This window comes from Paenarthrobacter sp. CAP02 (genome assembly GCF_040137855.1).
GTDB lineage: Bacteria > Actinomycetota > Actinomycetes > Actinomycetales > Micrococcaceae > Arthrobacter.
This window is the reverse complement of the sequence record NZ_JBEEII010000016.1, coordinates 21,718-35,139: the sequence shown is the minus strand read 5'-3', so window position 1 is coordinate 35,139 and position 13,422 is coordinate 21,718. Positions and strand designations below refer to the sequence as shown.

Sequence of the window (13,422 nt, the reverse complement as noted above, 5' to 3'; positions counted from 1 at the left end):
AGGTTTCCATTGAACACTTTCGCTTCTTCAAGCAACCCTTCAAACAGCTCTACCCAGCAGCTCCGCGGGCCGATCGACTATGGCTATACCACCAGGACTGCGGAACTCTTTCGCGCAAACACGGCTCCTGATGCGCGGGCCACGCCCGGACGCGTAGTTCGTCTCGACCGGAACCGCGTCCTCGTGGCATCACATGACGGTCTCCTCCACCTGCCCTACCCGGCGCACGGCGTGGTTCCAGCCACGGGGGACTGGGTGTGGCTTGGCCACAACAACGCAGGCGAGCCAGCCGTCGTCGAGGTCCTGCCCCGGCAATCGGCACTGAGCCGCAAGCGCGCCTTCGAGGCCTCCTCCGAGGAGCAGATCCTGGGCTCCAACATCGACATTGTGGCAGTGGTGGTTCCCGTGGACCGTCCACTTACTCACAACCGCCTGGAACGGACCCTTGTTGCCGCCTGGGACTCCGGCGCCACGCCGCTGGTGGTCATCACCAAAGCGGACCTTGCCTACCTGGCAGATGACGTAGTGGGGGAGGTGATCTTCCAGGCCGCCGGTGTGGAGGTGGTCACCACCTCCGCCGAGCAGGGCGACGGTCTGGACGAACTGAGGCGGCACATCCCGGGGGGCGCAACGCTGGTCCTCCTCGGCCCCTCCGGCGCCGGTAAATCAACCCTCATCAATGCACTCGCCGGACGGGAGATCCAGCAAACCGGAGCCGTCCGGGCAGGAGACGGCAAAGGAAAACACACCACAACGTCCCGGGAGTTGGTGCCATTGGCCGGTGGCGCCGTGCTGATGGACACCCCGGGCGTGCGCGGTTTCGGGCTGTTCGACGCTGATGACGGCATGGACGAGATGTTCGGGGACCTTGACGAGCTCTTCGCACAGTGCCGTTTCGCCGACTGCGCCCACCAGGCAGAGCCCGGGTGCGCCGTCCAGGAGGCGCTCGCAGACGAGTCCCTAGACCCCAGGCGTTGGGCCAGCTACCTGAAACTTCAGCGCGAACTGGCCGCCCTCACCAGGAAACACGACGCAGCAGCACGCCGTGCCTACCAGCGGGAATGGCATCAAAAGGTCATGACTGCGGACAGGGGTCAGCGTGCCGCTGAGCGCCACAGGCACGACCAAGCTGAAGAACGCGCAGCGAAGGGAGGCAAACGGCGCAAACGGTGAACATTGCCGATTCATTACGGAATCCGTGGCGGCGCTGACATCGTCCGTGCCGCTGGCTACGCTGGGTGAAGATTGCTTTGCAGCCGAGTAATAAGCCTGCATATGATCGTTTGGCTCTACCGATAATGTCCGCCAAAGATAGGTAAGCCCGGGTATGGCTGAAGCCATGATTGAGTTTAAGAGCGTCACCAAGCAATACCAAGGCGGGCAGCCTGCGGTGGACGCTCTGAGTATGTCGATCGACGAAGGTTCGATTACCGTCTTCGTCGGGCCTTCGGGCTGCGGTAAAACCACCTCGCTGCGCATGATCAACCGGATGGTGGAACCCACCAGCGGCACCATCACGGTGGGCGGCGACGACGTCTCCCGGGTTCCCGCAGCACAGCTCCGCCGCTCCATGGGGTACGTCATGCAGTCCTCCGGATTGCTGCCGCACCGCTCAGTACTGGATAACATCGCCACCGTTCCGCGGCTCAACGGAGTTCCCAAGGCGGCGGCGCGGAAACGCGCAGCGGAACTGCTCGACGTCGTCGGGCTGGCTTCGGTGCTTGGCAAGCGGTATCCGTCCCAGCTCTCGGGGGGTCAGCAGCAGCGCGTTGGGGTGGCCCGGGCGCTCGCTGCCGACCCGCCCGTCCTGTTGATGGACGAACCCTTCAGTGCGGTGGACCCCGTGGTCCGCGACGAACTGCAGCAGGAACTGCTGCGGCTCCAGCGGGAACTGGCCAAAACCATCGTCTTCGTTACCCACGACATCGATGAAGCCACCGTGCTCGGCGATAAGGTCGCTGTGTTCGCTGTCGGCGGCAAGCTCGCCCAGTACGCAGCTCCCGAGGAAATCCTCCGGGCGCCGGCCAACGACTTCGTTGCCTCCTTCGTTGGCCGCGACCGCGGTTTCCGCCACCTTGCCTTCAACGCCGCCGATGCCGTGACGTTGCACCCCGTGACCATGGTCAGTCCCTCCGATGGCCCCGATGCGGGCCGGCAATCGGGGGAATGGGCTTTGGTGGTGGACGCAGAATCGCGGCCGCTTGGCTGGTCCTCTCCGCGCGACGGGGCAGGCCTGATTCCGGGCGGTTCGCTGTTCCGCAAGGGCGATACCCTGCGCCGCGCGCTCGATGCTGCGTTGTCGTCGCCGTCGGGCCTGGGCGTCGCGGTGGACGACGACGGCCGGGTGGCCGGAGTCCTGAAGGGGCCGGAAGTCCTTGCCCTGATCGAGGAAGTCCGGCATCACAGGGAGGACGCCACCTGATGGAGTGGTTCCTCGCCAACAGCGGCATGGTCCTGGGACTGGCCGGGCAGCATCTGGTGCTCGCCATTGTTCCGATGATCCTTGGCCTGCTGATTTCGATTCCCTTGGCCCAGCTGGCCCGGCGCAATTCTGCACTACGGTCGGTGGTAGCCACGGCGACGTCGCTGCTCTACACGATTCCGTCCTTGGCCCTCTTCATCATTCTTCCCACCGTCCTTGGCACACGGATCCTGGACCCCATCAACGTGGTGGTTGCCCTGACCATCTATGCAGTTGCACTTCTGGTGCGAGCCGCCATGGATGCCTTCGACTCCGTTGACGATGACCTCCGCAACGCAGCCGTGGCCATGGGCTTCAAACCACTGCCCAGGTTCTTCCAGGTGGACCTTCCGCTATCCCTGCCCGTGATGTTCGCAGGCCTTCGCGTGGTTTCGGTCAGCAATATTTCGTTGGTCAGCGTCGCAGCGCTCCTTGGTGTGGGGAATCTTGGAGTCCTGTTTACAGACGGGCTCCAGCGCACCTTCGTCACCGAAGTGGTGGTGGGTATTATCGCCATCCTGGTGCTTGCGCTGATCATGGATGCCATCCTGGTTATCCTCGAGCGGTTGCTGACCCCGTGGACCCGGGCAGTTGGCGGGAAGTCCCAACGCCAGGACGCCAACGCGCTGCTGACAGAGCCCAAGTCCGGACCCGCTGTTCTGCACCCGGGCGTGCGCGCGGACCCGGAGGTGTCCTCGTGAACATCTTCGCGGAGACCATCGCGTGGTTGATCGATCCCATCCACTGGAGGGGAAGCGGCGGGATCCCAACACGAACCTTCGAACACCTCCAATACAGTGCTTTGGTGCTCCTCATCGCCGCAGTCATCGCCGTGCCCATCGGGCTGTACATCGGCCACACCGGCCGTGGGCGGGTAGTTGCCGTAGCGGTGGCCGGTGCGCTGCGTGCCCTGCCGACGCTCGGTTTGCTGGTCCTGTTCGCCCTGCTCGCCGGAAGTGGTTTGATGCCGCCGGTCTGGGCCCTGGTGATCCTGACGGTTCCCCCGCTTCTCGCAGGGACCTATGCCGGGATCTCCAGTGTCGACGCCGTGGTGGTGGACGCCGCCCGGGCCATGGGAATGACGGAACTCCAGATCCTCTTCCGGGTGGAACTTCCCAACGGCTTGCAAGTCATGTTCGGTGGCATCCGTACCGCGGTCCTGCAGGTTATTGCCACAGTCTCGGTGGTGGCCTACCTGCCCTTGGGTGGACTGGGACGCTACCTGTTCGACGGGCTCGTCCTCCAGGATTTCCCGCGCATGCTTGGCGGTTCCCTGCTCATCGCCGGGCTCGCCATCGCCGTGGATTTGATTCTTGCCGGCGTACAGAGGCTTGTCCTCTCGCCCGGCCTGACCCTCGATTCAAGCGGCCGCCAGAAGGCTGCCGACGATCTCACAGCCACAGCTCCCGCCGAGGCTGCCGTTCAAGGAGGTACACCATGAAAAACCCCGTCCCCATGACCCTTACGCGCCGTGGTCTCGGCGGCCTCGCAGCCGGCCTGGGTGTAGCCCTCGCGTTGAGCGCCTGTGGCGGCAGTCCGCTGGCCTCTCCATCCACCTCGGCCCCCAGTGGCTCGGCCGCCGGCGGCTCGCTGGTGGTCGGCTCCGCCGACTTCCCGGAAAGCCAGGTCATCGCCGAGATCTATGTGGGTGCCCTGAACGCCGCCGGCCTGACGGCAACGTCCAAGCCGAACATTGGATCGCGCGAGATCTACTTCAAGGCCGTCCAGGATGGCTCCGTAGACCTGGTCCCGGACTACTCGGGCAATCTGCTGTCCTACGTTGATACCGAGGCCTCCGAAGTCTCAGCTGAGGACGTCTACAAGGCACTTTCGGGCAAGCTCCCTGACGGCCTGGCCGTCGCGGAAGCCTCCAAGGCCGAGGACAAGGACGCCATGGTGGTTACCAAGGCCACGGCTGAGAAGTACAAGTTGAAGTCCATCGAGGACCTGGCGAAGGTCTGCAAGGACTTCACCATGGCTGCTCCGGCCACGTTCGAGACCCGTTCCTACGGCTTCCCGGGGCTGAAGAAGAACTACAACTGCGAGCTCAAGGGGCTGCAGCCGTTCAACGACGGGGGTGGCAACCTGACGCTGCAGGCATTGTTGGAGGACAAGGTCCAGGTGGCTGACATCTACACCACCACCCCGTCCATCGTCGACAACGACCTCGTGGTCCTTGAGGATCCCAAGAACAACTTCAAGGCCCAGCAGGTCCTGCCGCTGTACAACAAGGCGAAGATGACGGACAAGGCCAAGGAAGCGCTCAACAACGTTTCCAAGACCCTGACCACGGACGACCTGATCAACCTCAACCGTGCAGTCAGTGGCGACCAGAAGCAGAGCCCCAAGGATGCCGCAGCCGCTTGGCTGAAGGACAAGGGCATCGTAAAGTAACACCTGACGAAAACCGCGTACGACGGCGGTGACGGACCCGCGCTGGCCCGTCACCGCCGTCGTCGTTTGTGTGAGTCAAGTCTCAGCGGAAGTCCATCACCCGTGTGGCATATTTGAGGAATGGCGAATTTCAAGCAGTCCACCAAGCTTCATAATGTCCTCTACGACATCCGTGGACCGATTCTTCAGGCCGCCCAGCAGATGGAGGCGGAGGGTCACCGGATCCTCAAACTGAACATCGGAAACCCGGCTCCTTTCGGCTTTGAAGCGCCTGACGCCATTTTGGTGGACATGATCCGCCACTTGCCAAACGCCCAGGGCTACAGCGATTCACGGGGCATTTTCTCGGCCCGGACCGCAGTCTCGCAGTACTACCAGACCCGCGGAATCCAGAACATCCACGTCGACGATATCTACCTGGGCAACGGGGTCAGCGAACTGATCACCATGTCCCTCATGGCCCTCCTCGAAGACGGCGACGAGGTTCTGATTCCCACCCCGGACTACCCGCTGTGGACGGCATCGGTTGCTTTGGCCGGCGGCCGCCCCGTTCACTACCTCTGCGACGAAGACTCCGGTTGGCAGCCCGACCTCGAGGACCTCGAAGCCAAGATCACGCCCCGGACCAAGGGCATCGTGGTCATCAACCCCAACAACCCCACCGGCGCCGTCTACCCCGAGGAAACCCTCAAGAAAATTGTTGCCTTGGCCGAGAAACACGGGCTGGTTCTTTTCTCGGATGAGATCTACGAAAAGATCCTTTATGAGGATGCAGTCCACGTCAATCTCGCCGGACTAACCGGAGACGACGTCCTTTGCCTGACGTTCAGCGGGCTGTCCAAGGCTTACCGGGTCTGTGGGTACCGTGCAGGCTGGATGGCTATTTCGGGGCCCAAGAAGGACGCCGCCGACTACCTTGAAGGCATCAATCTGTTGGCCAATATGCGCCTGTGTGCCAACGTTCCGGCACAGCACGCCATCCAAACGGCTCTTGGCGGCTACCAGAGCATCAACGACCTCATCCTGCCCGGAGGCCGCCTGCTGGAACAACGCAACAAGGCCTACGATCTCCTCAATGCCATTCCCGGAGTCAGCACGCAGCAGGCCAGGGGAGCGCTCTACCTCTTCCCCAAACTGGACCCGGAGGTCTACCACATCAGGGACGACGAGAAATTTGTCCTGGACCTCCTGAAGGAACAGAAAATCCTGGTCTCCCACGGGCGAGCCTTCAACTGGGTACGCCCGGACCACTTCCGGATGGTCACGCTGCCCAACGTCAAAGACATCGAAGAAGCGATTGGCCGCATGGCGGACTTCCTGTCGAGGTACCCGGGCAACTAGCCTGAGGTCCATGGCCGCGCCACGGGGGCGCGGCCCGGCAGAAAGGCACGCCTGATGGCTGAAGTTGAGTTCGCCAAGAGTCCGGCCAGCGTATTAAGGGTCGGGTCAGGGTTTTCGCTGGCGGAGGTGGATCCGGAATCCACCCCGGGCTACGACGGTGCGAAATCCGACGGAAAGTCGCTGCTCTCTGCCCAGGATTCACGGTTGGCGGACTTACAGGAACGACTGTTCGCCGAGGGCAAGTTCGGCAATACCAAGCGGCTTCTGCTGATTCTGCAGGCCATGGACACTGCAGGCAAAGGCGGAATTGTCAGCCACGTCGTGGGTGCCATGGATCCGCAGGGTGTGCAACTGGCAGCTTTCAAGGCACCCACTGACGAAGAGAAGGCCCACGATTTCCTCTGGCGGATCGCGAAGCGGGTGCCCGATGCCGGCATGGTGGGAGTTTTTGACCGTTCACACTACGAGGACGTCCTGATCCACCGCGTCCACGCGTGGGCAGACGCTGCTGAACTGGAGCGCAGGTACGCGGCCATCAACGCCTTTGAGGCAGACCTGGCGGAGCAGGGCACTACGATCGTCAAGGTCATGCTCAACATCAGCAAGCAGGAGCAGAAGAAGCGTCTCATTGCCCGGCTGGACGATCCCAGCAAGCATTGGAAATACAGCCACGGGGACCTTACGGAGCGCGCCTACTGGGACGACTACATGGACGCGTACAGCGTGGCGTTCCAGAAGACCTCGACCGGCATTGCCCCGTGGCACGTCGTACCAGCCAACAAGAAGTGGTATGCCCGTATCGCGGTTCAGCAGTTGCTGTTGGATGCGCTCGAAGGGATGCAGTTGGACTGGCCCAAAGCCGACTTCGACGTCGCCGCTGAACGGAAGCTCGTCGAGGAATCCTGAGCCCCTGCCGGGCCGCTAGTCGTTGGTAGAGGAAGCCCCGGCGTCGTTGCTTGCATCGCGTGCCGAGGCCAGGCGCTTGCGGGCGCCCTCAAGCCAATCCTCGCAGCGCCTGGCCAGCGCTTCGCCACGCTCCCAGAGCGCCAGTGATTCCTCGAGGCTGGCCCCGCCGGCTTCGAGGCGGCCAACAACGGCCACGAGCTGTTCCCGGGCTTCCTCGTAGCTCAAGGCGTCCAGGGAATCAGGTGCCGAAGCCGCTGAGTTGTTCTCGGTCATGATGTCCTTTGATTGTGATGCTGACAATGTTGGCTGGAATCAATGTTCCAGGATCTGCCCTTGGCCGTCGGAGACAGCCCGGAACCGACCCTCCGCTACACGTATCGCCAATTCCGCGCCCTTGGGGGCCTCCTCGGGGCTGCTGACCACCTGATGCCCGGCTTGGTCGTCGCCGACGAGTTGGACGACCGCATAACCGCGGTCCAGGGTCTTCTGCGGCGACAAGGCCCTGACCTGTGCCCTCAGGTGGTGCACTTGGTCCAAGGCGCGCACAACGGCTGTGTTGACCGCCGCATGTGAGCGCCGTTGCAGGCGGTGGATATCCTCGGCCCGGGCATCGACCATGGACGCGGGGGAGGCGAGGACCGGACGGGACCTCAAGGAGTGGAGCCGGTCAGTTTCCCGATCCACCATCCGGCCAATGCTGCGGCGGAGGTGGTCCCGGGCCTGGCGCACCATGGCCAGTTCCTCCGTGACATCCGGAACGATCCGCTTTGCAGCATCGGTGGGGGTGGAAGCGCGGAGGTCGGCGACGTCGTCCAGGATGGGGCGGTCTGCCTCGTGCCCAATGGCACTGACAACAGGGGTGGTAGCCGCGGACACGGCCCGAATCAGGTCTTCGTTGCTGAAAGGAAGCAGGTCCTCCAGCGCGCCGCCGCCTCGGGCCAGGACAATGACGTCCACGTGCGGGTCGGCGTCCAGCTTCTTCAGTGCAGCGATGATCTGTGACACCGCCGTGTTGCCTTGCACGGCTACCTCTCGAACATCGAATTCCACAGCTGGCCAGCGCAGGGCCGCGTTACGCAACACGTCCTTCTTGGCGTCCGAGTCACGGCCCGTGATCAGACCTATGCGGTGGGGGAGCAAGGGCAGTTTCCGTTTGCGCGAATCAGCAAACAATCCTTCCGCGGCCAAAGCCTGGCGGAGGCGCTCAATCCGAGCCAGCAGGTCGCCGAGGCCAACGGGTCGGATGTCCTTGACCGACATGTTCAGGCGTCCGGTCTTGACCCAGAAATCCGCCTTGACTAAGGCAACTACCCGCGACCCGCGCTCCAGCGGTACTTTCTGCCGGTCCAGGACCGTGGACCACACCGAAGCCGGCAGCGAAATCTCGGCGTCGACATCACGCAGTGTCAGGAAGGCATTGCCACCCCGGCGGTTCAGCTCGATGACCTGGCCCTCGATCCAGGCTGCGGGAGCTCTCTCGATGTGGGCTTTGAGCTTGCGGGAAAGAAGCTGCAAGGGCCAGGGATTATCCGGACTGGTCTCGGCAGCAGTCCCGGGGAGGGTGGACTCCGGAGTCGCTTCAGCGGACATGGCAGGTCCGTGATTGGCCCGGAAGCCGTGGGTGTACCAGCATGATCACTATCCTCGCTCGGGGTGCGGCAACTCGCTCAGGTGCGGCAACCTGCTCGGGTGTGGCGCAGCGCCGCGTTCCAACTCTATCCATAGCTTTACCTGGTGGCTCCGACATTTTTCGGATCATGTGGACAGACCTAGGATGGTGGCACTGGACCCCGACCCCGAGGATGACTTTGCGTACCTTCGTTTCAGCATTGGGAGTGATCCTCGCACTGGTGCTCACTGCCGTCGCCGTTCCAGCCGCGTGGGTGGACCAAAACATTGTTCAGGAAGATGGCTTTACCCGCATCGCCGGTGGATTGGGCAGTGATCCCGATTTCCAGGCGCGTCTGGCGGACGCCGCCGTCGGCTCTTTCGAATCCTCAGTCAACCTCCCAGGGCCCATCAAATCCCTGGCCGCCGGGGTTCTTGAACAGGCGGCGTCCGGGATGCAGTCCTGGAGCGACTATCCGCAGGCTTGGGAAGAGACAGTGAGGAACAGCCACAAGCTGAACTTCGGTGCGGCTGGGCAGCCGGAAGAATCAGGTGCTTCCACGGCCCTGGTCTTGGACATTGGGCCCCTGGTCAGGCTGATCCGCGACCATTTCGCCGACGCTACGCGCGTCCGGCTCGACGTCCCCTCTGAACGGCTTATTTCGCTGGGCGAACCGTCCCACCGCCAACTGGTGGAAAGGGTGGCAGCCTTTGCTCCGTTATGGTGGGTTGCCGCCCTGGGAGCTCTCGTTTCGGCGTTGCTGGCTTTGCTTGTGGCACGCAGGAGGCCTGCGGTCCTGGCATTCCTGGGGCTGGGCGGCCTGGCCGTGGCGGGGCTCTGGTCGGTTGGATTGAATGTGTCTGAAGGAGTTGTTGGCAACCTCTCCAACGGCAACGAACTGGCAGGGCTGTTCATGGGGAAGTTCTTCACCGCCGTCCAGTCCGGTTTTGGTCCCTGGACAACGGTGGCTGCCCTGATCTCGGCCGCCTTGTTGGTCATCGGCTTGGTCGCCTGGATTATTTCCGCGAGACGACCATCACCTTATGCCCGGGGATAATGACCTGACCGGTAACATTGTGGGATGACCTCCACAGCAATTTCCATCCCGATGCCCAGCGTGCCCCGGAGACGGCGATCGCCGGAAGAGGTACTGGCAGCGGCACCCGTCACGGGTCCCAAGAAGGTGCTGTTGGCGGCACCCCGCGGTTATTGCGCCGGCGTGGACCGGGCTGTCATTGCGGTCGAAAAGGCCTTGGAGCACTACGGCCCGCCCGTCTACGTCCGCAAGCAGATCGTCCACAACGTACACGTGGTCAGCTCCTTGGAAGAACAAGGGGCCATCTTCGTCGAGGAAACGGACGGGGTTCCCGAAGGCGCCCTGGTGATCTTCTCCGCGCACGGAGTTTCACCGGCAGTGGTGCAGTCGGCAGAGGACCGCGGCTTGCGCACCATCGACGCGACGTGCCCGCTGGTCACCAAGGTCCACCGCGAAGCCGTGCGCTTTGCCAAGGACGACTACGACATCCTTCTCATTGGCCACGAAGGCCACGAGGAAGTCGAGGGCACCGCCGGCGAGGCCCCCGAGCACATCCAGATCATCAACGGTCCGCACGAGGTGGACAAGGTCACAGTGCGCGATCCCGAGAAGACCATCTGGCTTTCGCAGACCACGCTGAGCGTGGACGAAACCATGGAGACCGTGCGCCTCCTGAAGGACCGCTTCCCGACTCTGCAGGATCCTCCCAGCGACGACATTTGCTATGCCACCACCAACCGCCAGGTGGCCATCAAGAAGATCGCACCGCAGGCTGACCTGGTCATTGTGGTCGGCTCGGCCAACTCGTCGAACTCGGTGCGCCTGGTTGAGGTTGCCCTCGAGTACGGGGCCAAGAGCTCCTACCGCGTGGACTTCGCCAACGAGGTGGATGAAGCCTGGTTCGAAGGCGTCGCTACCGTTGGCGTCACCTCCGGTGCGTCCGTTCCTGAAGTCCTCGTCCAGGATGTCCTGCGCCTGCTGGCCGACTACGGCTATGGCGAGGTCCAGGAAGTCGTAACAGCGGAGGAAGATCTCCTCTTCTCGCTCCCCAAGGAGCTGCGGGCTACTTTGAAAAAGGCCGGGGATGTCTCCCGGGCCCTCGGTGGCCGCGGGAACCGGGCTACGTCCTAGCAATAAGCTTCTTACTGAACTGGCCCGCAGCGGGCGCCCTTCCTGACGGAAGTGGTCGCCGCTGCGGGCCAGTTCGTTAAGCCGCAGACTCCTGGGGCTCTTCGCTAAGAAGTTCCGGAGCGGCCAAAGCCCGCGGGACAGCTTCCACAGACATGGGGGCCGTGAGGCCAGCATCGTCCATGGTGTTCAGCTTCCGGGCGGTCGGGAGCACACGGGCTTCGAGGGTGCCCACCATGGCGTTGTACCGGTCCACTGATGTCTTGAGGGAGCTTCCGAGCTTGCTGACGTTCTCACCCAGTGTGCCCATGCGCTCGTAAAGCTGCTTGGCGAGCTCGAACAGTTCGTGCGCGCTGTCCGTGAGGACGTCCTGCCGCCAGGTGAAGGCCACTGACTTGAGGACTGCCAACAACGTCCCCGGTGATGCCAGGACGACGTTCCGGGACAGGGCGTGTTCAAGCAGGCCGGGGTCGGCCTCAAGGGCAGAGGCAAGGATTGACTCAGCCGGGAGGAAGCAGATCACCAGTTCCGGCGAGTTCCCCGGGATGTCCCAGTACTTCTTTCCGGCCAAGGCGTCGACGTGGGCCTTCAGGGCCTTGGCGTGCTGGGCCAAAAGAGTCTTGGAGTCATGGACGGAAGCCTGCGTTACCGATTCACCGAATGCACCATCCCCGTGGAGCTGTTCCTGTGCCGCGAGGTAGGAGGCCAGCGGGACTTTGGCGTCAACCACCAATTGCTTATCTCCGGGCAACTGGACCACAAGGTCGGGTCGCAGGGTGTTCTCGGTGCGGCCAGAGTGGACCTGCTCATGGAAGTCCACGTGCCTGAGCATTCCGGATGCCTCAACCACACGGCGAAGCTGGACTTCGCCCCACTGGCCACGTGCGCTGTTGGAACGAAGGGCGGAGGCCAGGGCGTGGGTTGACCGGAGCAGTTGTTCGTCGGATAAACGGGCGTCCTGCAGTTGCTGGGCGAGCTGTCCGTACTGCTCAACCCGGTCACGTTCGAGTAGCGAAACCTGCTGCTGCACCGCCGTCAACTTTTCCGCGACGGGCGCCAGGGCGCGCAGGACACTTCCATCCGAGTTCCTTGCTGCGCTGAGTTCCCGGTTCTGTGTGAACAAAAGCCGCCGCTCGGCGTCGGCCGCTGCGAGCTGAGCCGTCACCTCCGAAAGGCGCGTCGATACGGCGTCGAAGTCCTCCTCCAGGCCGGCGCCCCGGCGTCGGAAGACGACGTAGCCGGCCGCCAGACCCACGGCCGCGCCGATCAGCAGCATGAGCAGTGCCAAAACGAATCCAAATCCATCCATGTGGCAACCCTGACACAGGGGTACGACAGTTTTAGTGAGGTTGCGGCCGTGGGGGTCGCCACAGCGTCGGGCCGAACAAGCATGGACAAGGTATCAACGGGTAGAATCAATGCTCGTGGCTCTTACTATTGGCATCGTCGGACTGCCCAACGTCGGCAAATCAACCCTTTTCAACGCACTGACCCGTAACCAGGTGCTCGCCGCGAACTATCCGTTCGCGACGATCGAGCCGAACGTGGGTGTAGTCAACCTGCCGGATCCGCGCCTCGCGAAGCTGGCCGAGATCTTCGGCTCCCAGAAGCTGCTGCCTGCCCCGGTATCCTTCGTGGACATCGCGGGCATTGTGAAGGGCGCCTCCGAGGGCGAAGGCCTGGGCAACAAGTTCCTTGCCAACATCCGCGAGGCGGAAGCCATTGCGCAGGTAGTCCGTGTGTTTGATGACCCGGATGTCATCCACGTCGACGGCAAGGTTGATCCGCGCTCCGATATGGAGACAATCAACACTGAACTGATCCTGGCTGACCTCCAGACTATCGAGAACGCGATCCCGCGCATCGAAAAAGAAGTCAAGATCAAGAAGCGCGAAGCTGCCGAACTGGCCGCCATCAAGGCTGCCCAGGCTGTGCTGGAGCGCGGCGACACGATCTTCTCCTCCATCAAGAGCGACAAGCTCGAAATGGGGCACCTCAAGGAACTCGGCCTCCTCACGGCCAAGCCTTTCATCTACGTCTTCAACGCGGACGAAGGCATCCTCGGCGACCCGGCCAAGCAGGAAGAACTTCGGGCCTTGGTGGCTCCGGCCGACGCGGTCTTCCTCGACGCCAAGCTGGAATCCGACCTCGTGGAACTGGACGAGGAAGAAGCCCGCGAAATGCTGGAAATGAATGGCCAAAGCGAGTCCGGCCTGGACCAGTTGGCCCGTGTTGGTTTCCACACGCTCGGCCTGCAGACCTACCTCACGGCTGGTCCGAAGGAAACCCGTGCGTGGACGATCCGCCAGGGTGACACCGCACCCCAGGCAGCCGGCGTCATCCACTCCGACTTCCAGCGTGGCTTCATCAAGGCCGAGGTTGTCTCCTTCGACGACCTCATCGACTCCGGCTCCATGGCTGAGGCAAAGTCCCGCGGCAAGGTCCGCATCGAAGGCAAAGAATACGTGATGGCCGACGGCGACGTGGTGGAGTTCCGCTTTAACGTCTAGCGAATCAAGGCAAGAAGTAGTTCATAGAATCACCTGG

At 62.8% G+C, this 13,422-nt stretch carries 13 protein-coding genes; 10 read left to right on the top strand and 3 right to left on the bottom strand.

Annotated features, from left to right (window positions below):
• Positions 1 to 9 precede the first annotated feature (9 nt).
• The 7 genes from rsgA (at position 10) to ABHM97_RS20285 (ending at position 7,102) form a co-directional block, all read left to right on the top strand.
• Positions 10 to 1,173 (top strand): ribosome small subunit-dependent GTPase A, encoded by a 1,164-nt coding sequence (rsgA, locus tag ABHM97_RS20315; protein ID WP_349472021.1) that lies wholly within the window; start codon positions 10 to 12, stop codon positions 1,171 to 1,173.
• A gap of 154 nt (positions 1,174 to 1,327) precedes the next feature.
• Entirely contained in the window at positions 1,328 to 2,422 is a 1,095-nt protein-coding gene (locus ABHM97_RS20310) for an ABC transporter ATP-binding protein (protein ID WP_305082594.1), read from the top strand.
• Positions 2,422 to 3,162, top strand: a complete 741-nt coding sequence (locus tag ABHM97_RS20305) for an ABC transporter permease (protein WP_349472020.1) — start codon at positions 2,422 to 2,424, stop codon at positions 3,160 to 3,162. Before ABHM97_RS20310 ends, ABHM97_RS20305 begins: the two co-directional genes overlap by 1 nt.
• Positions 3,159 to 3,902: an ABC transporter permease gene (locus ABHM97_RS20300; RefSeq protein ID WP_349472019.1), complete on the top strand. Its 744-nt coding sequence runs from the start codon at positions 3,159 to 3,161 to the stop codon at positions 3,900 to 3,902. Before ABHM97_RS20305 ends, ABHM97_RS20300 begins: the two co-directional genes overlap by 4 nt.
• Positions 3,899 to 4,855 carry an ABC transporter substrate-binding protein gene (locus ABHM97_RS20295; RefSeq protein ID WP_235516976.1) on the top strand — a complete coding sequence of 319 codons (957 nt, stop codon included), beginning with the start codon at positions 3,899 to 3,901 and terminating at the stop codon, positions 4,853 to 4,855. Before ABHM97_RS20300 ends, ABHM97_RS20295 begins: the two co-directional genes overlap by 4 nt.
• 120 nt (positions 4,856 to 4,975) lie before the next feature.
• Complete coding sequence (locus tag ABHM97_RS20290; protein ID WP_211711254.1) at positions 4,976 to 6,196, top strand: pyridoxal phosphate-dependent aminotransferase; 1,221 nt, start codon at positions 4,976 to 4,978, stop codon at positions 6,194 to 6,196.
• 54 nt (positions 6,197 to 6,250) lie between these two features.
• Entirely contained in the window at positions 6,251 to 7,102 is an 852-nt protein-coding gene (locus ABHM97_RS20285; protein ID WP_349472018.1) for a polyphosphate kinase 2 family protein, read from the top strand.
• 15 nt (positions 7,103 to 7,117) lie between these two features.
• Here the strand turns inward: ABHM97_RS20285 and ABHM97_RS20280 are convergent, their stop codons facing one another.
• A complete protein-coding gene (locus ABHM97_RS20280; RefSeq protein ID WP_349472017.1) occupies positions 7,118 to 7,375 on the bottom strand; it encodes an exodeoxyribonuclease VII small subunit in 258 nt (85 codons plus the stop codon).
• 39 nt (positions 7,376 to 7,414) lie between these two features.
• Positions 7,415 to 8,692, bottom strand: a complete 1,278-nt coding sequence (xseA, locus tag ABHM97_RS20275) for an exodeoxyribonuclease VII large subunit (RefSeq protein ID WP_349472016.1) — start codon at positions 8,690 to 8,692, stop codon at positions 7,415 to 7,417.
• A 212-nt stretch (positions 8,693 to 8,904) separates the two neighbouring features.
• Here xseA and ABHM97_RS20270 point away from each other — a divergent pair, with 212 nt between their 5' ends.
• Complete coding sequence (locus ABHM97_RS20270; protein WP_235516966.1) at positions 8,905 to 9,768, top strand: hypothetical protein; 864 nt, start codon at positions 8,905 to 8,907, stop codon at positions 9,766 to 9,768.
• Between the two features lie 24 nt (positions 9,769 to 9,792).
• Positions 9,793 to 10,878, top strand: a complete 1,086-nt coding sequence (locus ABHM97_RS20265) for a 4-hydroxy-3-methylbut-2-enyl diphosphate reductase (RefSeq protein ID WP_349472015.1) — start codon at positions 9,793 to 9,795, stop codon at positions 10,876 to 10,878.
• Positions 10,879 to 10,954: 76 nt separating this feature from the next.
• On the opposite strand, the gene ABHM97_RS20260 is transcribed toward ABHM97_RS20265, so the two are convergent.
• Entirely contained in the window at positions 10,955 to 12,184 is a 1,230-nt protein-coding gene (locus ABHM97_RS20260; RefSeq protein ID WP_349472014.1) for a DNA recombination protein RmuC, read from the bottom strand.
• Positions 12,185 to 12,299: 115 nt separating this feature from the next.
• Between ABHM97_RS20260 and ychF the strand changes: the two genes are divergently transcribed.
• Positions 12,300 to 13,385 carry a redox-regulated ATPase YchF gene (gene ychF, locus ABHM97_RS20255; RefSeq protein WP_349472013.1) on the top strand — a complete coding sequence of 362 codons (1,086 nt, stop codon included), beginning with the start codon at positions 12,300 to 12,302 and terminating at the stop codon, positions 13,383 to 13,385.
• Positions 13,386 to 13,422 lie beyond the last annotated feature (37 nt).

Excerpts from the sequence above, each read along its gene's own strand:
- ABHM97_RS20305 (WP_349472020.1), top strand. The coding sequence starts at position 2,422 with ATGGAGTGGTTCCTCGCCAACAGCGGCATGGTCCTGGGACTGGCCGGG.
- ABHM97_RS20280 (WP_349472017.1), bottom strand. The coding sequence starts at position 7,375 with ATGACCGAGAACAACTCAGCGGCTTCGGCACCTGATTCCCTGGACGCC.
- ABHM97_RS20260 (WP_349472014.1), bottom strand. The coding sequence starts at position 12,184 with ATGGATGGATTTGGATTCGTTTTGGCACTGCTCATGCTGCTGATCGGC.
- xseA (WP_349472016.1), bottom strand. The coding sequence starts at position 8,692 with ATGTCCGCTGAAGCGACTCCGGAGTCCACCCTCCCCGGGACTGCTGCC.
- ABHM97_RS20290 (WP_211711254.1), top strand. The coding sequence starts at position 4,976 with ATGGCGAATTTCAAGCAGTCCACCAAGCTTCATAATGTCCTCTACGAC.
- ABHM97_RS20270 (WP_235516966.1), top strand. The coding sequence starts at position 8,905 with ATGACTTTGCGTACCTTCGTTTCAGCATTGGGAGTGATCCTCGCACTG.
- ABHM97_RS20265 (WP_349472015.1), top strand. The coding sequence starts at position 9,793 with ATGACCTCCACAGCAATTTCCATCCCGATGCCCAGCGTGCCCCGGAGA.
- ABHM97_RS20285 (WP_349472018.1), top strand. The coding sequence starts at position 6,251 with ATGGCTGAAGTTGAGTTCGCCAAGAGTCCGGCCAGCGTATTAAGGGTC.
- ABHM97_RS20295 (WP_235516976.1), top strand. The coding sequence starts at position 3,899 with ATGAAAAACCCCGTCCCCATGACCCTTACGCGCCGTGGTCTCGGCGGC.
- ABHM97_RS20310 (WP_305082594.1), top strand. The coding sequence starts at position 1,328 with ATGGCTGAAGCCATGATTGAGTTTAAGAGCGTCACCAAGCAATACCAA.